17 protein-coding genes and 1 pseudogene are annotated in these 18,635 nt (G+C 71.5%); 12 read left to right on the top strand and 6 right to left on the bottom strand.

Annotation, left to right across the window (positions count from 1 at the left end; genetic code table 11):
* The first annotated feature begins 715 nt into the window (after positions 1-715).
* The 5 genes from pstS (at position 716) to ACOBQU_RS20545 (ending at position 6,516) form a co-directional block, all read left to right on the top strand.
* Positions 716-1,837, top strand: a complete 1,122-nt coding sequence (gene pstS, locus ACOBQU_RS20565; RefSeq protein ID WP_423628785.1) for a phosphate ABC transporter substrate-binding protein PstS — start codon at positions 716-718, stop codon at positions 1,835-1,837.
* A gap of 109 nt (positions 1,838-1,946) precedes the next feature.
* Positions 1,947-2,972: a phosphate ABC transporter permease subunit PstC gene (pstC, locus tag ACOBQU_RS20560; protein WP_423628784.1), complete on the top strand. Its 1,026-nt coding sequence runs from the start codon at positions 1,947-1,949 to the stop codon at positions 2,970-2,972.
* Positions 2,969-4,021: a phosphate ABC transporter permease PstA gene (pstA, locus tag ACOBQU_RS20555; RefSeq protein WP_423628783.1), complete on the top strand. Its 1,053-nt coding sequence runs from the start codon at positions 2,969-2,971 to the stop codon at positions 4,019-4,021. Before pstC ends, pstA begins: the two co-directional genes overlap by 4 nt.
* Before the next feature lie 58 nt (positions 4,022-4,079).
* Entirely contained in the window at positions 4,080-4,856 is a 777-nt protein-coding gene (gene pstB, locus ACOBQU_RS20550; RefSeq protein WP_423628782.1) for a phosphate ABC transporter ATP-binding protein PstB, read from the top strand.
* A 229-nt stretch (positions 4,857-5,085) separates the two neighbouring features.
* The gene (locus ACOBQU_RS20545; RefSeq protein WP_423628781.1) at positions 5,086-6,516 is read left to right on the top strand and encodes an integrin alpha pat-2; all 1,431 of its coding nucleotides are present in this window, start codon (positions 5,086-5,088) and stop codon (positions 6,514-6,516) included.
* A gap of 403 nt (positions 6,517-6,919) precedes the next feature.
* Here the strand turns inward: ACOBQU_RS20545 and ACOBQU_RS20540 are convergent, their stop codons facing one another.
* On the bottom strand, positions 6,920-7,918 hold the full coding sequence (locus ACOBQU_RS20540; RefSeq protein ID WP_423628780.1) for an inorganic phosphate transporter: 999 nt from the start codon (positions 7,916-7,918) through the stop codon (positions 6,920-6,922).
* Between the two features lie 8 nt (positions 7,919-7,926).
* Positions 7,927-8,547: a DUF47 domain-containing protein gene (locus ACOBQU_RS20535; RefSeq protein ID WP_423628779.1), complete on the bottom strand. Its 621-nt coding sequence runs from the start codon at positions 8,545-8,547 to the stop codon at positions 7,927-7,929.
* A gap of 179 nt (positions 8,548-8,726) precedes the next feature.
* Here ACOBQU_RS20535 and ACOBQU_RS20530 point away from each other — a divergent pair, with 179 nt between their 5' ends.
* Entirely contained in the window at positions 8,727-9,083 is a 357-nt protein-coding gene (locus ACOBQU_RS20530) for a metal-sensitive transcriptional regulator (protein WP_423628778.1), read from the top strand.
* A gap of 152 nt (positions 9,084-9,235) precedes the next feature.
* Here the strand turns inward: ACOBQU_RS20530 and ACOBQU_RS20525 are convergent, their stop codons facing one another.
* Entirely contained in the window at positions 9,236-9,430 is a 195-nt protein-coding gene (locus ACOBQU_RS20525) for a hypothetical protein (protein ID WP_423628777.1), read from the bottom strand.
* 90 nt (positions 9,431-9,520) lie between these two features.
* On the bottom strand, positions 9,521-10,348 hold the full coding sequence (locus tag ACOBQU_RS20520) for a hypothetical protein (protein WP_423628776.1): 828 nt from the start codon (positions 10,346-10,348) through the stop codon (positions 9,521-9,523).
* Positions 10,349-10,465: 117 nt separating this feature from the next.
* Between ACOBQU_RS20520 and ACOBQU_RS20515 the strand changes: the two genes are divergently transcribed.
* Together ACOBQU_RS20515 and ACOBQU_RS20510 are read left to right on the top strand one after the other, a co-directional pair.
* Positions 10,466-10,636 carry a hypothetical protein gene (locus tag ACOBQU_RS20515; RefSeq protein ID WP_423628775.1) on the top strand — a complete coding sequence of 57 codons (171 nt, stop codon included), beginning with the start codon at positions 10,466-10,468 and terminating at the stop codon, positions 10,634-10,636.
* 271 nt (positions 10,637-10,907) lie between these two features.
* Positions 10,908-12,488, top strand: a complete 1,581-nt coding sequence (locus ACOBQU_RS20510) for an FAD-binding oxidoreductase (RefSeq protein WP_423628774.1) — start codon at positions 10,908-10,910, stop codon at positions 12,486-12,488.
* A 216-nt stretch (positions 12,489-12,704) separates the two neighbouring features.
* On the opposite strand, the gene ACOBQU_RS20505 is transcribed toward ACOBQU_RS20510, so the two are convergent.
* Complete coding sequence (locus ACOBQU_RS20505; protein ID WP_423628773.1) at positions 12,705-13,406, bottom strand: phosphatase PAP2 family protein; 702 nt, start codon at positions 13,404-13,406, stop codon at positions 12,705-12,707.
* Positions 13,407-13,899: 493 nt separating this feature from the next.
* Positions 13,900-14,889 (bottom strand): annotated as a pseudogene (locus ACOBQU_RS20500) (NlpC/P60 family protein); the annotation flags it as partial.
* 444 nt (positions 14,890-15,333) lie between these two features.
* Between ACOBQU_RS20500 and ACOBQU_RS20495 the strand changes: the two are divergent.
* From ACOBQU_RS20495 to ACOBQU_RS20480, 4 genes are all read left to right on the top strand, one after another.
* On the top strand, positions 15,334-15,735 hold the full coding sequence (locus tag ACOBQU_RS20495; RefSeq protein ID WP_423628772.1) for a hypothetical protein: 402 nt from the start codon (positions 15,334-15,336) through the stop codon (positions 15,733-15,735).
* Between the two features lie 87 nt (positions 15,736-15,822).
* Positions 15,823-16,566 carry an ATP-binding cassette domain-containing protein gene (locus ACOBQU_RS20490; protein ID WP_423628771.1) on the top strand — a complete coding sequence of 248 codons (744 nt, stop codon included), beginning with the start codon at positions 15,823-15,825 and terminating at the stop codon, positions 16,564-16,566.
* A gap of 2 nt (positions 16,567-16,568) precedes the next feature.
* On the top strand, positions 16,569-17,810 hold the full coding sequence (locus tag ACOBQU_RS20485) for a DUF7224 domain-containing protein (RefSeq protein ID WP_423628770.1): 1,242 nt from the start codon (positions 16,569-16,571) through the stop codon (positions 17,808-17,810).
* Positions 17,807-18,394, top strand: coding sequence for a hypothetical protein (locus tag ACOBQU_RS20480; RefSeq protein ID WP_423628769.1), 588 nt, complete (start codon positions 17,807-17,809; stop codon positions 18,392-18,394). The genes ACOBQU_RS20485 and ACOBQU_RS20480 overlap by 4 nt, the downstream gene beginning before the upstream one ends.
* Positions 18,395-18,635 lie beyond the last annotated feature (241 nt).

The raw sequence follows: 18,635 nt of genomic DNA, 5'->3' as shown, positions 1-18,635 counted from the left end.
GAGCCCCATGGTTTCGGAGAAGGGACGGGTCTGGGGCGCCCCCCCGCGAGGGACACCCGCCGCCCGAGGACAAGCACACAGCGCAACGATCCAGCCCGCCCGCCGCCCGAGGACAAGGCGCGCAGCGCAAGACTCAGCCCGCCCGGCGCTTGAGGACGAGCCGCGAAGCGGCAATTCACGGGGGTGCCAGGGGGCGGAGCCCCATGGTTTCGGAGAAGGGGCGGGTCTGGGGCGCCCCCCGCGAGGGACACCCGCCGCCCGAGGACAAGCACACAGCGCGACGATCCAGCCCGTCCGGCGCTTGAGGACGAGCGCGTAGCGCGAAGACTCAGCCCGTCCGGCGTTTGAGGACGAGGCGCGGAGCGCCGATCGAGGGCGGCCCAGGGCGCCCCCGCCAGAAAACGGCGCGCAGACACCCCCGCACGCCCCCACGACCTTCACGCGCCCGTAGCCGTAATCAGCCCGTGACCTAACCACAAAGTCCGCGTAGGTTCACCGCTCGTTCACTTACGACAATCGACCGCTTCACCTGTTCTGCCTAATTTCGGCCTTACGCGATGCGTGGCGCGACCGCCCAGATCGCCCCGGCACCGCGTATGGAACACAGCGACGACGCGTCGAAACCCGTGGCCGCCCAAGGCCTCCCGAACCACTTCGCACGCCGCCACCACAGGCCAGCCAACGGCCAGGCGGCTCCCGGAAGGAACTCCCGAAAGTGAAGCTTCAGCGCATGAACCGGCGGGCCCTCACCCTCGGTGCTCTCGCCGTCTCCGGCGCCCTGGCCCTCACGGCGTGCGGCTCGGACGACACCGGAGACAAGGACGGCGGCACCAAGACCTCCGCCAACAGCAACATCGACTGCGAGGGCGCCAAGGGCCAGCTCATGGCCTCGGGCTCGTCGGCGCAGAAGGGCGCGATCGACGCCTGGGTCAAGCAGTACCGCGCGTCCTGCAAGGAAGTGCAGCTCAACTACAAGCCGGACGGCTCCGGCGCGGGCATCACCGCCTTCCTCCAGGGCCAGACCGCCTTCGCGGGCTCCGACTCGGCGCTGAAGCCGGAGGAGATCGAGAAGTCGAAGGAGGTCTGCAAGGACAGCCAGGCCATCGACCTGCCGATGGTCGGCGGCCCGATCGCGGTCGGCTACAACGTCCCGGGCGTCGACACGCTGGTCCTGGACGCCAAGACCATCGCCGAGATCTTCAACAACAAGATCAAGACCTGGGACGACAAGGCCATCAAGAAGCTCAACCCCGAGGCCAAGCTCCCCAGCACCAAGATCCAGGCCTTCCACCGCTCCGACGAGTCCGGCACCACGGACAACTTCACCAAGTACCTGAAGGGCGCCGCCCCCTCCGCCTGGCCCTACGAGCCGAGCAAGAGCTGGGAGGCCAAGGGCGGCCAGTCCGCGAGCGGCTCCTCCGGCGTGGCCCAGCAGGTGAAGCAGACCGAGGGCGCCATCTCCTACATGGAGCTGTCGTACGCCAAGGAAGGCATCAAGACCGTCGACCTGAAGACGGACGCCAAGGAGCCGGTCAAGGCCACCGTCGACAACGCCTCCAAGGCCATCTCCGAGGCCAAGACCGTCGGCAAGGGCAACGACCTCGCCCTGGAGCTGAACTACAAGCCCACCGCCGAGGGCGCGTACCCGATCACCCTGGTGACGTACGAAATCCTCTGCGAGAAGGGCAACAAGAAGGACACGCTCGACACCGTCAAGTCCTTCCTGACCTACACGGCGGGTGACGACGGCCAGGCGGTCCTCAAGGAGAAGGACTACGCCCCCATCCCCACCGAGATCAACACCAAGGTCCGCGAGATCGTCAAGAACCTCAGCTGACCTGAGCGCGCGGCCCGCCTCCCGGCGGGCCGCGCCGTCCGGTGCACCGCCGCCAGGAGCCGCTCCCCGCCCCACCAGGGCCGGTCGGCTCCGCAGACCGGAGAATCCCATGGACATACCCACCGACACGACACCACCCTCCCCTCCCGTCGAAGACGCCAAGCCCACGACCGGCGAGCAGAAGCGCGCCGCCCGCGGCGCCACCCGCCCCGGTGACCGGGTCTTCCTCGCGCTCTCCCGCGGCTCCGGCATCGCCGTACTGGTGATCATGGCCGCGATCGCGGTCTTCCTCGCCTACCGCGCGTCCGTCGCCCTCTCGGACAACACCGGCAACTTCCTCACCACCTTCGAGTGGGACCCCGCCGGTGTCACCCACGACGGCAAGCCCTACTTCGGCATCGCCGTCCTGGTCTTCGGCACCATCGTCAGCTCGATCATCGCGCTCGCCATCGCCGTGCCCGTGGCCATCGGCATCGCGCTGTTCATCTCGCACTACGCGCCCCGCAGGCTGGCCACGCCGATCGCCTTCGTGATCGACCTGCTGGCCGCCGTGCCCTCGATCGTGTACGGCCTCTGGGGCGCCCTCGTGGTCGCCCCGCACCTCACCGGGCTCTACAGCTGGCTCGACGACTACTTCGGCTGGACCGGCATCTTCGAGTACGAGGGCGGCGCCCCGCGCTCCCTGATGACCGTCGGCATCCTGCTCGCGATCATGATCCTGCCGATCATCACCAACGTGAGCCGCGAGGTCTTCCTCCAGGTCCCGCGGATGCACGAGGAGGCCGCCCTGGCCCTCGGCGCCACGCGCTGGGAGGTCATCCGCATGTCGGTGCTGCCCTTCGGCCGCTCCGGCATCATCTCCGCCTCGATGCTGGGCCTCGGCCGCGCGCTCGGCGAGACCATCGCCGTGGCCACCGTGCTCTCCCCGAGCTTCGTGATCCAGGCCTCCGTGCTCGACTACGGCGGCGGCACGTTCGCGCAGAACATCGCCAGCAAGTTCAGCGAGGCCAGCGAGTACGGCCAGGACGCCCTCATCGCCTCCGGCCTCGTCCTGTTCGTCATCACGCTGCTGGTCAACGGCGCGGCCCGGATGATCATCGCCCGCCGCAAGGAGTACTCGGGGGCCAACGCATGAGCACCACGCCTGTCATCGAGCACGCGGGCCTCAAGACCGCCCGCCTGCCCCGCTGGACCCCGTACGCCGTCGCGGCCGGATCCGTGGCCGTCGCCGTGGGCATCGGCCTCGCCGCGGGCCTCGACTCCCGCGTCCAGTGGGGCCTGATCGCCGCGCTGCTGTTCGTCGGCGTCTCCTACGCCCTCGCCGCCTCCGTGGAGGGCACCCGCCAGGCCAAGGACCGCCTCGCCACCTCGGTGGTGTGGGTGATGTTCCTGCTGGCCGTGGTGCCGCTCGCGTCGCTGATCTACGAGACCGTCAAGCGCGGCACCAAGGTCTTCGACACCTACTTCCTGACCCACTCCATGGGCGTCGTCGCCGACGAGGAGCCGGGCGGCGGCATCTACCACGCCATCGTCGGCACCGGCCAGCAGGTGGGCCTCGCCTGCCTGATCGCCGTGCCGATCGGCCTGCTCACCGCGATCTACCTCGTCGAGTACGGACGCGGCAAGCTCGCCAAGGCCGTCACCTTCTTCGTCGACGTCATGACGGGCATTCCGTCCATCGTCGCGGGTCTGTTCGTCCTCAGCTTCTGGATCCTGATCCTGGGCTTCGACTTCTCCGGCTGGGCCGGTGCCATGGCACTGTCCATCCTGATGATGCCGGTGGTCGTGCGCTCCACCGAGGAGATGCTGAAGCTCGTCCCGAACGAGCTGCGCGAGGCCTCCCTCGCGCTCGGCGTGCCGAAGTGGCGCACCATCCTGAAGGTGGTCCTGCCCACCGCGATCGGCGGCATCACGACCGGCGTCATGCTGGCCGTCGCCCGCATCGCCGGTGAGACGGCGCCCGTCCTGCTCCTGGTGTGGACGACCCCGTTCATCAACACGAACCCGTTCGAGGACGCCCAGGGCTCACTGCCGCTGTACATCTACCAGCAGTACGCGTCGGGCTACAAGGCCGGTTACGACCGTGCCTGGGCGGCGGCGCTCGCCCTGATCGGCTTCATCATGATCCTCAACCTCGTGGCCCGCGCCATCGCCCGCTGGAAGGCCCCGAAGACCGGTCGCTGAGGCGGCCATGCAGCGACCGACAGCAGTACCCCTTCTTTTCCCGAAAGCAGTGATCCCCATGGCCAAGCGAATCGACGTCTCCGGCCTCAACGCCTTCTACGGGTCCCACAAGGCCATCGAGGACATCTCGATGACCGTCGAGCCCCGTTCCGTGACGGCCTTCATCGGCCCCTCCGGCTGCGGCAAGTCCACGTTCCTGCGCACCCTGAACCGCATGCACGAGGTCACGCCGGGCGGCCGCGTCGAGGGCAAGGTCCTCCTCGACGGCGACGACCTGTACGGCTCGGGCGTGGACCCGGTGAACGTGCGCCGCACCGTCGGCATGGTCTTCCAGCGCCCCAACCCCTTCCCCACGATGTCGATCTTCGACAACGTGGCGGCGGGCCTGCGGCTCAACGGCTCGTACAAGAAGTCCGAGCTGAACGACGTGGTCGAGAAGTCCCTCAAGGGCGCGAACCTCTGGAACGAGGTCAAGGACCGCCTGAACAAGCCCGGCTCCGGACTCTCCGGCGGTCAGCAGCAGCGCCTGTGCATCGCCCGCGCCATCGCGGTCGAGCCGCAGGTCCTGCTGATGGACGAGCCCTGCTCGGCCCTCGACCCGATCTCGACCCTCGCCATCGAGGACCTGATCGGCGAGCTGAAGGAACGGTTCACGATCGTCATCGTGACGCACAACATGCAGCAGGCGGCCCGCGTCTCGGACCGCACCGCCTTCTTCAACCTCGCGGCGGTCGGCCAGCCCGGCAAGCTCGTCGAGATCGACGAGACCGAGCGCATCTTCTCCAACCCGTCGGTCCAGGCCACCGAGGACTACATCTCGGGCCGCTTCGGCTGAGCCGTCACCCGACTCCCCGCGGTGCTGCATGGCGGTGCCACCGCAGGGGACGCAGAAGGGCCCGCCCCCTGGCTCCCGGGGGGCGGGCCCCGCCCGTTCCGGCCCCGGCACCCGGGCCTGACGTAACCCACGTCACACCAACTTTCGGCCTCCCCCAGCGGTCAACCCAGCATCGGGATCAGGCCACGCACGCCCTGCGGCCTGACACACACCTGGGGGGATCCCTCTCTTGCGCAGAACCACCTTCCTCGCGGCCGCCGCCTGCGCCGCCGCCCTGCTGAGCGTCACCGCCCCGGCCCAGGCCGCCCCCGCCGCCCCGAAGGCGGCCCCGGCCGAGCCCGCCGCCGACTTCAACGGCGACGGCTACCCCGACCTGGCGATCGGCGCGCCCAACGCCAAGATCAACGGCATCAAGCGGGCCGGGCTCGTCTCCATCGTCTACGGCTCCGCCGACGGCCTGAAGTACGACAAGCAGCAGCTGATCAGCCGGGCCACCCCCGGCGTCCCGGGCGAGCCCAGGCCCAGCGACTACGGCTGGGGCACCAAGGCCGACCACGGCGACCTCGACGCCGACGGCTACGACGACCTGCTGGTCAGCGACGGCGACGACCTGCTCGTGCTGTGGGGCGGCAAGGACGGCGTCTCCGGCGGCACCCAGGCCAGGGGCGGCGACGGCACCTCCCAGAAGTCCCCCGCCTTCCGCTCGGCCTGGCACGGCGTCGGCGACGTCAACGGCGACGGCAAGGACGACATCGTCGGCGCCGCCCAGGTCGGCCCGGAGAGCGACGCCCAGTGGGGCGTGGGCATGATGTACGGCCCGATCAGCCGCGCCACCGGCAAGCCCGCCGCGCTCGCCTTCCGGGACACCGAGGCCAAGGACGGGGTGTCCGTCAGCGGCGCCGAGATCGGCGACATGACCGGCGACGGCATCGACGACGTCGTGGCCATGGGCTCCGCCCCCGCCCCCGACTGGAGCGACCAGGCCCGCGTCCTCAAGGGCACCCGCGACGGCCTGGTCCCCGGCGGCAAGCTCAACTCCCGGCACACCGGCACCTTCGGCGACCTCAACGGCGACGGCTACCAGGACTTCGTCGGCACCCCGCAGGAGTACGACGCCGACAACAGCGGCGCGATCAGCGTCACCTACGGCGGCCCCGACGGCGTGAGCCGGACCCTGCCCGCGCGCGTCTACGACCAGGACAGCCCCGGCGTACCCGGCGTCGACGAGAAGGGCGACCGCTGGGGCACCGACGTGGCCATCGGCGACCTGGACAAGGACGGCTACGGCGACCTCGTGGTCGGCGCCTCCTGGGAGTCCGCCACGGACCCGGCCACGGCCGTGTCCGGCTCGGTGACCATGCTGCGCGGCAGCGCGTCCGGCGTGACCACCAAGGGCGCCAAGGTCCTCACGCAGAACTCCAAGGGGGTGCCCAGCACCTCGGAGAAGTCGGACCACTTCGGTGAGGCGGTCACCGTCGTCGACGCCGACAAGAACGGCGCGCCCGAGGTCTACGTGGGCGGCATGGGCGAGGACACCTGGGTCGGCCGCACCTGGCAGCTCCCGACCGGCCCCACCGGGATGACCGGCACTGGCGCCAAGAGCTTCAACCTGGGCGGCGGCTACGGCTCGGCCCACTTCGGCCAGTACTTCGGCAAGTAGCCCGTACCGGGGTGAGGGGTCTTTGCCGGGGTGAGGGGCCTCTGCCGAGGTGAGGGGCCTCTGCCGAGGTGAGGGGCCTCTGCCGAGGTGAGGGGCCTCTGCCAGAGTGAGGGGCTCTTACTGAGGTGAGTAGCCCTTACCCAGTGAGTGGCGCTTACCGAGGTGAGTAGCCCTTACCGGATGAGGGTCGCTTACTGGGGTGAGTGGTTCTCGCTGCAGTAAGTGCCCCTCACTGGGTGAGTAGCCCTCACTGCAGTAAGCGGCCCTCACCGGGTGAGTAGCCCTCACTGCGGTGAGGGACTCCCGCTCCGGCAAGAGGCACCCCGTACGGCTCCACACACGGCCGTGCCCCCGGCGGATCAGCCGATCCGGCGGGGGCACGGTCGTACCGGGAACCCGGGCCCTACAGGAAGGCCAGGTTCACGATCCAGAAGCTCACCGCGGCCACCAGGGCAGCCGCGGGCATGGTGATGAACCAGCCGAGGATGATGTTCTTGGCGACGCCCCAGCGCACGGCGTTGACCCGCTTGGTGGCGCCCACGCCCATGATCGCCGAGGTGATCACATGGGTGGTGGAGATCGGCGCGTGGAACATGAACGCGGTGGTGAACATGATCCCGGCGCCGGTCGTCTCGGCGGCGAAGCCCTGCGGCGGGTCCAGCTCGATGATCTTCCGGCCGAGGGTGCGCATGATGCGCCAGCCACCGGCGTACGTCCCGAGCGAGAGCATCACCGCGCAGGAGAGCTTCACCCACACCGGGATCGGGTCGCCGGGGTCCTCCACATCGGCGATGACCAGGGCCATCACCACGATGCCCATGGTCTTCTGGGCGTCCTGGAGGCCGTGCCCGAGCGCCATGCCCGCGGCCGACACGGTCTGCGCGATGCGGAAGCCCCGCTTGGCCTTGTGCGGGTTGGCCTTGCGGAACATCCACATGATCGCGCACATCACCAGATAGCCGACCACGAGGCCGACGATCGGCGACAGGAACATCGGGATGACGATCTTCTCGACGACGCCCGACCAGATGACGCCGATGCCGCCCGCGAGGGCCGCGCCCACCAGGCCGCCGAACAGCGCGTGCGACGAGGACGAGGGCAGCCCGAAGTACCAGGTGACGAGGTTCCACACCACGGCGCCGACGAGCCCGGCGAAGAGGATCCACATCCCCTTGGTGCCCTCGGGCGTCTCGATGAGCCCCTCGCTGACGGTCTTGGCGATGCCGCTGCCCAGGAAGGCGCCCGCGAGGTTCATCACCGCGGCCATGGCGAGCGCCGCGCGGGGCGTCAGGGCCCGCGTGGAGACGGAGGTGGCGATGGCGTTCGCGGAGTCGTGAAAGCCATTCGTGTACGTGAAACCGAGCGCGACGCCAATGGTCACGATCAACGCGAAGGTGTCCATGGACTGACTCAGGACTCCTTGACCGCGATGGTCTCCACGGTGTTGGCGACGTGCTCGAACGCGTCGGCCGCCTCCTCGAGGACGTCCACGATCTGCTTGAGCTTGAGCACCTCGATCGCGTCGTACTTGCCGTTGAAGAGGTGGGCGAGCAGCTTGCGGTGGATCTGGTCGGCCTGGTTCTCCAGGCGGTTGACCTCGATCCAGTATTCGGTGAGGTTGTCCATGGTGCGCAGGTTCGGCATCGCCTCGGCCGTCAGCTCGGCGGCCCGGGCGAGCACCTCGATCTGCTGCTCCACTCCCTTGGGAAGCTCCTCGACCTGGTACAGGACGACCAGGTCGACGGCCTCCTCCATGAAGTCCATGATGTCGTCGAGCGACGACGCGAGGGAGTAGATGTCCTCACGGTCGAACGGCGTGATGAACGAGGAGTTCAGCTGGTGGAAGATCGCATGCGTCGCGTCGTCCCCCGCGTGTTCCGCGGCCCGCATACGCTCTGCGATCTCGGCTCGGGCCGAGGCGTCGGCCCCGAGCAGTTCCATCAGGAGCTTGGAGCCCGTGACGATGTTGTCCGCGGATGCGGCGAACATGTCGTAGAAGCTCGTCTCCCTGGGGGTCAGACGAAATCGCACGTGGGGTCCTCGGGGTGCTCTGGATGCGGTCAGGCTGATGCTAGGCGCATCATCCGGCCACGGCTAACCGGCCAGACCCCAGTGTCGCCCATCAGGCACAGTGATCAGCACACCACCCGAGAAATCCGGTACCATATACCCACCCAGGGTATACGCCGGGGGATGCACAGGAGGACGCGATGACGACCACGGAGGCGGCGGCCGCGCCCGGCGGCGACCTCGGCGAGCAGCCGCAGGAGCAGTCCGCCCACCAGACGCACGGCTACCACAAGCAGAAGGACGAGCACCTCAAGCGGCTGCGCCGCATCGAGGGCCAGATCCGCGGCCTCCAGCGCATGGTCGAGGAGGACGTCTACTGCATCGACATACTCACGCAGGTCTCGGCGGGCACGAAGGCGCTCCAGTCCTTCGCGCTCCAGCTCCTGGAGGAGCACCTGCGGCACTGCGTCGCGGACGCGGCTCTCAAGGGCGGCGACGAGATCGACGCGAAGGTGGAGGAGGCGACGAAGGCGATCGGGCGGATGCTCCGCACGTGACGCCTGCCGGCGGGGCCCGCGGGATCCCCTGCCCCGCCGCGGCCTGTCTCCCACCCGCCCACCCGTGACCTCGCGCCCCGCAGTGGCCGCGTTCCCGGCCGTCGGGTCGTGCGGGGTAGCGGGCGGGAGACGAGCCGCGGCGGGGCGGGGGGTCAGAACCCCGGTGGGGGTTCGGTCGGGTCTCCGGTGCCGTCGGAGACCCTGAGCACCTCGTCGATCCGGTCCGCACTGAGCCGCTCACCACGCGCGGCGGACGCCGCGATGATCAGTTCACCGCACAGCTCGATCTCGGCGAGGGCAACGTGGTCCTGAACCGCTGTGCCGCCGATGGGAGCCACGTTCACCACCTCTTCCTGACCACGGTCGTGCCGGTACCGGCTTTCCAGAGTAGGGAGCGCCCTACGTACCGCGCATGACACGGACGGACCATATTCCGACTAGCGCTCGGCGATCTTCCCGGCGTAGATGTTCCGCTCCGCGGGCAGCCGCACGCCGACGCGGACCCCGAACCCGTACAGCGACGTCGTCGACGCCACGTCGGCGTCGGCGACCGCGAACCGGTGCCGGATCCGGCGCGGCAGGCCCCCCTCGTCGACGTACGCGTCGAACCGCACCCCGCCCTTGCTGAACCCTTTCGCCGCCGCGACCCGCAGCGCCCGGCCGTGGTCCGGTGCCGCGCCCTTCGCGGCGCGGGCCAGGTCGGCGACGCCGCGGTAGTGCCGGACGTCGACGCCGTCGAGCCGGGTCCGGCCCGCGTACGTCACCCGGCGGGCGCCGCGCAGGAGTTCGGCGGCGACGAGGGGGTCGGTGGCGCCGCCGGTGACGAGGTTCCCGTCGGACAGGGTGGCCGTCTCGACGTGCACCCACTTGTCGGCGGGGACTCCGGCGCCGCGGTTCTTCATGTACAGGTCGCCGCCCGCCATCACCTCGGTGACCGGCGGCTTGTGCCTGCCGCCGTCCGCCGGGTCCTGGGGCAGCACGACCTCGAACCGGCCGAGGCGCCGCGCGTAGTCGTACGCTCCCCGGCCGGTGATCGTCACGCGCGTGCCGCCGCTGGCCATCTCCATGGACGTACGGGCCTCGGAACTCCCCGCGCGCACCAGCGAGTCGGCGAGGCGGCGCACCGTGCCCGCCGGGTCGGCCGCCCTCGGGTCGTCGCTCGCCGCCGCGCCGCCGCCGGAGCAGCCCGTGACGAGCGCCATGAGCCCCGCCACGGCGGCCCCGACGGCCAGGCCGCCGCCCGTGTGCCTGCGCTGTCGCCCCATCGCCCTGCCGACCCCCAGCCTCTCCCGGCGTCAACCTGCCGTGTCGTCTCGACTAACGACCGGTACGGGGTGTTGTCACGCGGGGGTGTGTTCACCCGTTGGGCGTACGGTGGGGGTGTGCCCGAGTCGCGATCGCCCGAAGTCACGCATCGGACCTCCACCGTCGAGAACGGCCGCTTCTGCGCCGCGCGCTGTACGTGCGGCTGGCGGGGGCCCGCGCGGCGGGCCCGCAGCAAGGCCCGTACGGACGCCACCGCCCACGCCCTCCAGGAGGACGCGCCCTCCTGACGGCCTTGCCTTCACCCACCCACGGACCGGCAGACGCCGACGGCGGGCAACCCCCGCCAGGAGCGCCCACCTCGCGCAGCTGGGGGGTAACGGGCGGGCGGGTGGGAAAGGCAACCACCCACGGAGTGGCAGACGCCGACGGTGGGCAACCCCCACGAGGGGCGGTCCCGCGCAGCCAGGGGGAAACGGGCGGGTGGGCAAGGGGCCCCCGAGGGGGAACCCCGCGCGGCGCGGGGCCGTCTCGTTGGGCGGGAAGCAACGGGAGGGTTCCATGCAACGACGTACGTTCATCGGCGCGGCAACCGCACTGGCGGCGGCAGCCACCGCCGCCTGCACCAGCGGCACCAACGGCGGCCCCAAGGGCGGCACCAGCCCCACCGGCACAGCCCGCGCGGCGACCCGTACCACGCCCCTGAAGACCGCCGCGGCCACCGCCCCCGCCAGCCTCGCCGCCCTGGCCAGGGACCTGGACGGCACGCTGGTCCGCCCGAACGAGGCCGCGTGGGCCACCGCCCGCCAGCTCTACAACACCCGCTTCGACGACCTGAAGCCCACCGCCGTCGCGTACGTCGCGCACCCCGACGACATCCGCACCACGCTCGCCTACGCCCGCGCGCACGACATACGCGTGGCGATCCGCAACGGCGGCCACTCCTACGCGGGCTGGTCCTCCGGCACCGGCAGGCTCGTCGTCGACGTGTCGAAGCTCAACCGCGTCCGCGCCAGCGGCCGGACCGCCACCATCGGCGGCGGCGCCAAGCTCATCGACGTCTACCGCTCCCTGGCCGCGAAGGGCGTCACGATCCCCGCGGGCTCCTGCCCGACGGTCGGCATCAGCGGCCTGACGCTGGGCGGCGGCCACGGCGTGGTCTCCCGCGCGTACGGCCTGACCTGCGACAGCCTCACCTCCGCGACCCTGGTCACCGCGGACGGCAAGCTGATCACCGCCGACAAGTCGCGGCACAAGGACCTCTTCTGGGCGCTGCGCGGCGCGGGCAACGGCAACTTCGGCGTCGTCACGGAGCTGACGTTCCGCACGCACCCGGCGCCGCAGGCCGTGTCGGCGTACCTGACCTGGCCGTGGTCGAAGGCCGCGGCCGTGCTGAAGGCGTGGCAGGAGTGGGGCCCGGCGCAGCCGGACGAGATCTGGTCGTCGCTGCACCTCGCGGCGGTGCCCGGCGGCACGCCGACCATCTCCGTCGCCGCGTTCTCGCTCGGCACGTACGGCGGCCTGCAGAACGCGGTGGACCGGCTCGCCGACAAGGCGGGCTCCTCGGCCCGCAGCGTCTCCCTGAAGCGGCGGAGCTACGAGCAGGCGATGGAGGTGTACGCGGGCTGCGCGTCGTTCGCGTCGGACGCCCAGTGCCACCTGCCGGGTACGACGCCGGGCCGCACCCCGAGCGGCGCGCTCGGCCGGGAGACGTACGCGGCCCGCTCGGACTTCTTCGACCGCTCGCTGTCGGCGGCCGGGATCCGCGCGCTGCTCAACCAGGTCGAGAATGTGCGCGGCGCCCGCGGCACCGCGGGCAGCGTCGCCCTGACCGCGCTCGGCGGCGCCGTGAACCGGGTCGACCCGACGGCCACCGCGTTCGTGCACCGGCGCTCGCGGATGCTGGCCCAGTACATCGTGTCGTGGCGCGCGGGCACCTCCGGCACCACTTCGCAGGCGTGGCTGGCGTCGGCGCACGGCGCGATGCGGCGGTACGCGTCCGGGGCGGCGTACCAGAACTACACGGACGCGAGCCTGACCAACTGGCGCGAGGCGTACTACGGCCAGGCGGCGCCCCGGCTGAAGAAGGTCAAGAAGACGTACGACCCGACGCGGTTCTTCACCTTCCCGCAGGCCCTGTAGCGACGGCCTCCCGAGCACCTGGGGCACCCGGGGCACCCGGACGGCCCTCCCCGGAACCCGATCGGCCGCACCGGACCGGCTCCCGGGTGGCCCCGCACCCGTCGGCCCGCTGGCCTGGGGGCATGAACCCACACATAGCGAGGGGCGCCGCCCGGCTGCGGCGGGCGCTCCGCCGCGCGGCCATGCGCGGTGGGCACTGCGCCGCCCCGGACGCGTCTACGCCGCGAGGTCCTTCTCGTCCGACCCCGCGGACTCCGGCTCCGGAAGCGCCGCGACCGGCGCCGCCCCACGCGCCCGGCGCCACACGAGGCCAGAGCCCCTCGCGGAGCGCCCCACCGCCTTGGTGAGCGGCGTGAGCAGCGCCATGGCGAGCGGCGAGAGCAGCAGCGCCACGGCCGTGCCGAGCGCGAAGCCGCCGACGACGTCGGTCGGGTAGTGCACGCCCATGAAGACCCGGCAGAAGCCCTCGGCGACGGCGAGGGCGATCCCGGCGATGCCGAACCTGCGGTTCGCGACGAACAGGCCGACGCCGATGGCCATGGCGAGCGTGGCGTGGTCGCTGACGAAGGAGTAGTCGGTCTTGCCCTTGACGAGGACGTCGAGGTCCTGGTGGTCGACGAAGGGGCGGGGGCGCTCCACGAAGCCGCGTATCGGCACGTTCACCAGGACGGCGAGGGCGGCGGCGAGCGGTGCCCACACGACGGCGGCGACGGACGTCGCGGCGTCGTCGAGGGTGCCGCGCTTCCGCGCGCCCCACCAGCACCAGAGCACGAGCAGGACGAGGGCGAGCAGGATGCCGTACTCGCCGACGAACTCCATGGCGCGGGCGAACCAGCGCGGGGAGTCCTCGGCGAGGCCGTTGATGTCGTAGAGCAGGCTGACGTCGGGGTTCGACCCGGATTCATCGAGTCCAGCCATGGTGCCGCGGCCCCTTGTCCTCATCGCTCATGAGCGCGCTCCGCCGCGCGCCCTGCCACCAACCCCCGTGGTCCGTGCCGTACCAGTCAAAGGAACGCGCGGTCCCCTTCACTACGTTCCACTCTCCACCGAAAGATCACTCAGACGTTATCGAAGAGAGACTCATCACCGCAGCTCAGGGGGGTGCTTTGGCGCAGAGTTCAAGCCAGACCACACGGCGCGCGCGCCGGGCGCACGCCTCCGCTCCGCCGGGCGGTCACACCTCGGTGCCGGGGTCCGCGCCGGGTCCGTCGGGGTCGGCGGACGGCTCTCCGGGGGGCCGACCCGAGGGCCTGCCGGAGGGCTCCCCGGCGGGATCACCCGAGGGATCGCCGGAAGGCCGCTCCGCGGGCTCCCCCGACGGCCCGTCGGACGCCCCGCCCGAGGGCCTGTCCGAGGGCCTGTCCGACGGCTCCTCCGCGGGCCGCTCCACCCGCTTCTTCGGGGGCTTCGCGGGCAGCGCTTTTGCGCCATCTTCCGTGACACGGGTGGCACCGAAGTAGTCAGGGGTGTCAATGGGGTCGAAGCGGATCACCGCTCCCGGGCGCGGCGCGTCGATCATGTACCCGCCGCCCACGTAGATCCCGACGTGCCGGATGGCCCGCGGGTTGCTCAGGTCGTCGGAGAAGAAGACGAGGTCGCCGGGGAGCAGCTCGTCGCGCTTGGGGTGCGGCCCCGCGTTGTACTGGTCGTTGGCGACGCGCGGCAGGTCGACCCCGACGCTGCGGTACGCGGCGAGCGTGAGCCCCGAGCAGTCGAACCGGCCGCCCTGCTCGGGCGTCCCGTTCCCGCCCCACAGGTACTTGGTGCCGAGCTTCTTCTGCGCGTAGTAGATGGCGCCCGCCGCCTGCTGCGAGGGCCGCACCCGGCCGAGCGGCCGCGCGAAGCTCTTCTCCAGGGTCGTGATGATGCGCACGTAGTTCTGCGTCTCGCGGTACGGCGGCACGCCCCCGTACTTGATCACGGCGTACGCGCCCGCGTTGTACGCGGCGAGCATGTTCTTGGTCGGGTCGCCGGGCGCGTCCTTCACGTACTGGGCGAGCTTGCAGTCGTACGAGGCCGCCGACGGGATGGCGTCCTTCGGGTCCCACACGTCCCGGTCCCCGTCGCCGTCCCCGTCGACGCCGTGCGTCGCCCACGTGCCCGGGATGAACTGCGCTATGCCCTGCGCCGCGGCCGGGCTCTTCGCGCGCGGGTTGAAGCCGCTCTCCTGGTAGAGCTGCGCGGCGAGCAGCGCCGGGTTGATGGCCTTGCAGAGGTTGCCCCACTTCTGCACCAGCGGCTGGTACGAGGCGGGCACCGCCCCCTTGGCGAGCCCCACGGACCCACCACCGCCCCCACCCGCGAGGCTCCCCGCGGCGATGAACGTGCCCAGCACCAGCAACCCGATGAACCCCAGCGACCCCCCGAACGCCAAAGAAGCGAGCAGCCACGCCTTACGCACCGTCAACCACCCCTCGCCACCCGGCAGTCCACCGCGCTCAGTGTAGAGGCGGGGCCCCTGACGAGGGGCCTCTGAGCGCCCAGCTCACAGGCGTTTCCCGCCGAGCCCGGACGCGCGCCCGCGTCGGCGCGGGTTCACCGGTTGTAACGGATCGTTATAAAACAACGCAGAGTAACGAGTTATCCCTCAAGATCCGCCAAAGCGGCCGCAATCCTCGTGTGCACGGCATGCGCCGCCCACGCCGCGTAAAAGCGGAACGTTACGTTCAGATGGTCGCGCCCGCTCACCGGTTTGACCCCGCCACCTTCGTGATCAAAAGTGATGCCCGGCCTCTGACCAGCGCAAATGGCCAGAGACCGGGCATCACACACGTGGCTCGCCGTGCGGCAACACGGCGCGACCACCGCCACCGATCACCACGTTGGAGGACTCACGGTGACGAGAATGGGAAGCACGTTCCGGAAGCGGACCGGGGCCGTCATCGCCCTCGCGGCCGCCGCCACGCTGGCAGGCAGCGTACCCGCACACGCCGAGGGCAGCCGGACGTCGTACATCCAGGGCTGGAAGTTCGACCAGGAGTCCAGCCGCTGGCACGACGGCCACAAGGACGGCAACGCCACCAAGGTCCAGTTCAAGGGCTGCGACTCGGACCAGTCCAGCGGCTTCAAGGCGAACCTCAGCCTCTACCGGGCCAAGTCCCTCGCCCCCGACCCGAGCTACGGCAAGAAGCTCAACACGTGCAACACCAGCAACTGGGGCACGATGAAGACCGCCGGTGACTACTACTTCAAGTACCACGGGGCCGGTTACGTGATCTCCGTCAAGACGGTCAAGATCTCCTGGTGACCTCCTGGTGATCTCCGCACGCTGATCCCCCGACCGGGGGCGGCCCCGCGGCGCGGGGCCGCCCCCGGCTTCGCTTCACGAGGCCCCATGACTCTGGACATATCCCGCTGCACGTTCGGCTACCGGCGCGGCGGCACCGTACTCAACCGGCTCTCCCTCACCCTCGACCCGGGCTGCACCGTGCTGCTCGGGCCCAACGGCGCCGGGAAGTCGACCCTGCTCGGCATCGCCGCGACGGCGCTCACACCCCAGAAGGGGCGGGTGAGCCTGCGCGGGCTCACGCCCGACTCCCCCGCGCGCACCAAGGAGTACCGGCGCCGGGTCGGCTGGCTGCCGCAGCAGGTGCGCCCCGTGGCCGGGCTGCGGCTGCGCGAGCAGGTCGCGTACGCGGGGTGGCTGAAGGGCATGTCCCGGCGGGCCGCCTGGGACGCGGCCGGGCCCGCCCTGCACAGGGTGGGCCTGGGCGAGCTGTCCGGCCGGACGGGACGGCAGTTGTCCGGGGGCCAGTTGAGGCGCCTCGGCATCGCCCAGACCCTCGTCCACCAGGCCGAGGTCGTCCTCCTGGACGAACCGACGGCCGGGCTCGACCCCCATCAGCGCGGGGTGTTCCGGGACCTGCTCGCCGACCTCGCGCCCGAGACGAGCTTCGTCGTGTCCACCCACCAGACCGAGGACCTCGCCGAGATCTTCGACTCCGTGGTGGTGCTCGACCGGGGGACGGTCCGCTTCCAGGGGTCGGTGCCCGACTTCCTGGGCGCGGCGCCCCCGGACGCCGCGCCGGGACGCCTCGCCGAGGCGGCGTACGCCGGTTTCGTGCGCGGGGAGGTCTGACGATGCCCTGGCGCGCGCTGCTGCGTACCTCGGGGGCGGTGTGGGGGCTGCTGCCCGTCTGCCTGTGGATGTGGGTGTTCGCCCACCAGCCCGACTTCCCCGTCACGGACCGGTACTGGGAGGCCGCGACCGCGCAGATCACGTCGGTCGGCATCATCCCGGTCTCGCTGTGCGCCGCCGCCGGGGCGTGGGAGGGGGCCCGCCTCAAGCGCTCGCGCCTCGCCTCCGGAGCGGCTGCCCGCACCCCCCTGGTGGTGGCGCTCGCACAGCTCCGCGTGGTGGGGGGCGTCGGGCTCGCCTGCGTGCTGTGGGCGCTGGCGTGCGTGGCCGGGCGGGCGACCGGCGGCCCGACGGGACCGGATCTCCGCGTCGTCGGCCTGCTGTGTCTGCTCCTCGTCGCGTACACGGCGGTCGGGTACGCCGCCGGCTGGCTGTTCCCCGGAGTGCTCGCGGTCCCGGCGGTCGCCGTGGCCACGTTCCTGTGGCTGTCGTACCCCGTCGCCTTCGAGCCGTTCTGGCTGCGCCAACTCAACGGCACGAACCTCACCGAGTGCTGCGCCTACGACCGCACCCTCGATCCCCGCGCCCTCGTCGCCCCCGCCCTGGTCGCCACCGGGCTGCTCATCGCGGCGGTCGTCGCCGTCGCCGCCCGCGCCTGGACCACCCGGCTCGCGGGGCTGCTGCCGCTGGCCCTCGCCGTGCTCGTCGCCGTCCCCCTCGTGGACCCGCTCGGCTTCGACCCGACGAAGAGCCGCGACACCGCCGCCCTCACCTGTACCGGCGCCGCCCCGCGGGTGTGCCTGTGGCCGGAACAGGCCGACGACGCCGAGAAGTTCCGCACCTGGGTCGGCCAGAGCTCCGCGCGCCTGCGGACGGCGGGAGTGCCGCTGCCCAAGACGTACACGCCGACCTTCTCCCGCCCCACCCGTGCCGACGTCGCCGCCTCCTTCGTCAGCGCCCTGATGCCGTCCTCGCCACCGGCGTGCGCCGAACGCCGCCCCTGGGCGGGCGAGTCCGCGTACGGCCCCGTGGCCGCCTGGCTGGAATGGACGGCGGGTGCCCGCGAGTCCGACGTCGCCCAGCGGTTCGACGACGGCGGCAGGACGCTCGCCCTCGTCCGCGCCGTGCGGGAACTCCCGCCGCGCGCGCAACAGCGCTGGTACGACATCAACCGCGCCGCACTCACCCGCTGCGACCGCGAGCCGAAGCTGAGCCCCAAGGCGTTCACCGGTGATGCCGCGTGATCTGGTGGCTGCGCGTCCGGAGCGTACCCGCGCTCGTCGTCTCGCTCGCCGTCGTCTGCTGCACGGCGGCCCTCCTCCCCACCTCCAGCGTGCCGGTGCCCTCCCTCGTGGGCGGTCTCGCGGGCGGCCTGCCCTTCCGCTACCTCGTTCCCCTGCTGCCCGCCCTCCTCATCCTGCACGGCCAGGCACGGGCCGACCGCCTCTCCGAGAGCGTCGCCGCACGGCCCGTACGGCTGCTGGACTCCGGTGCCGCCATCGGCACCGTCGGTGCGCTGCTGCTCGCCTCACCCGTCGTGCCGGACTCCGTCGCGCTCGCCCGCAATCTCGCCGGGTACCTGGGCTTCGCCCTGATCCTGCGCTGGCTGTCGGCACCGCGGCTGGCCACGGCCGTGACGGCCTTCCTGCCGTTCGCCGCGGCCTCGCTCGGCGGCGGCGCCCACCCCGCGTGGTGGGCCTGGCCGCTGCACGACGGGCGCGCCCCGCTCGCGGCGGCCTGCGCCGCCACCCTGTTCGCGGCCGGTCTCGCTCTGTCCCTCCGCCCGCCGCTGCTGGGCGACCGGCACGACGCGGACGGCGACGACTAGGGCAGAGGCGGGTGGGCGCGGAGGCGGGGCGCACCCAGGCGCGGTCGGTGACGTCGCCGACGAGCGGCGGGTCCCTCGTCTTGCACCGGCGGCTGGACGGCGCCCGCTGACGGGGACGTGCCCAGGAGCGGCGGAAAACCGTCGCAAGGAGGCCGGAAGCAGACCGTCACGGGTGATGGACGGAGCGATAGCGTTGCCGGACCGTAAGGGAGTTGCGGGAGCCGGGCGTCTGGGGAGACGC

This window comes from Streptomyces sp. G45 (genome assembly GCF_049542095.1).
GTDB lineage: Bacteria > Actinomycetota > Actinomycetes > Streptomycetales > Streptomycetaceae > Streptomyces.
The sequence above is the reverse complement of the archived record's forward strand: the minus strand, read 5'-3'. Positions and strand labels throughout refer to the sequence as shown.

Coding starts and splice junctions, on each gene's coding strand:
- pstC (WP_423628784.1), top strand. CDS start 1,947: ATGGACATACCCACCGACACGACACCACCCTCCCCTCCCGTCGAAGAC.
- pstA (WP_423628783.1), top strand. CDS start 2,969: ATGAGCACCACGCCTGTCATCGAGCACGCGGGCCTCAAGACCGCCCGC.
- pstB (WP_423628782.1), top strand. CDS start 4,080: ATGGCCAAGCGAATCGACGTCTCCGGCCTCAACGCCTTCTACGGGTCC.
- ACOBQU_RS20540 (WP_423628780.1), bottom strand. CDS start 7,918: ATGGACACCTTCGCGTTGATCGTGACCATTGGCGTCGCGCTCGGTTTC.
- ACOBQU_RS20530 (WP_423628778.1), top strand. CDS start 8,727: ATGACGACCACGGAGGCGGCGGCCGCGCCCGGCGGCGACCTCGGCGAG.
- ACOBQU_RS20520 (WP_423628776.1), bottom strand. CDS start 10,348: ATGGGGCGACAGCGCAGGCACACGGGCGGCGGCCTGGCCGTCGGGGCC.
- ACOBQU_RS20510 (WP_423628774.1), top strand. CDS start 10,908: ATGCAACGACGTACGTTCATCGGCGCGGCAACCGCACTGGCGGCGGCA.
- ACOBQU_RS20505 (WP_423628773.1), bottom strand. CDS start 13,406: ATGGCTGGACTCGATGAATCCGGGTCGAACCCCGACGTCAGCCTGCTC.
- ACOBQU_RS20495 (WP_423628772.1), top strand. CDS start 15,334: ATGGGAAGCACGTTCCGGAAGCGGACCGGGGCCGTCATCGCCCTCGCG.
- ACOBQU_RS20490 (WP_423628771.1), top strand. CDS start 15,823: ATGACTCTGGACATATCCCGCTGCACGTTCGGCTACCGGCGCGGCGGC.
- ACOBQU_RS20485 (WP_423628770.1), top strand. CDS start 16,569: ATGCCCTGGCGCGCGCTGCTGCGTACCTCGGGGGCGGTGTGGGGGCTG.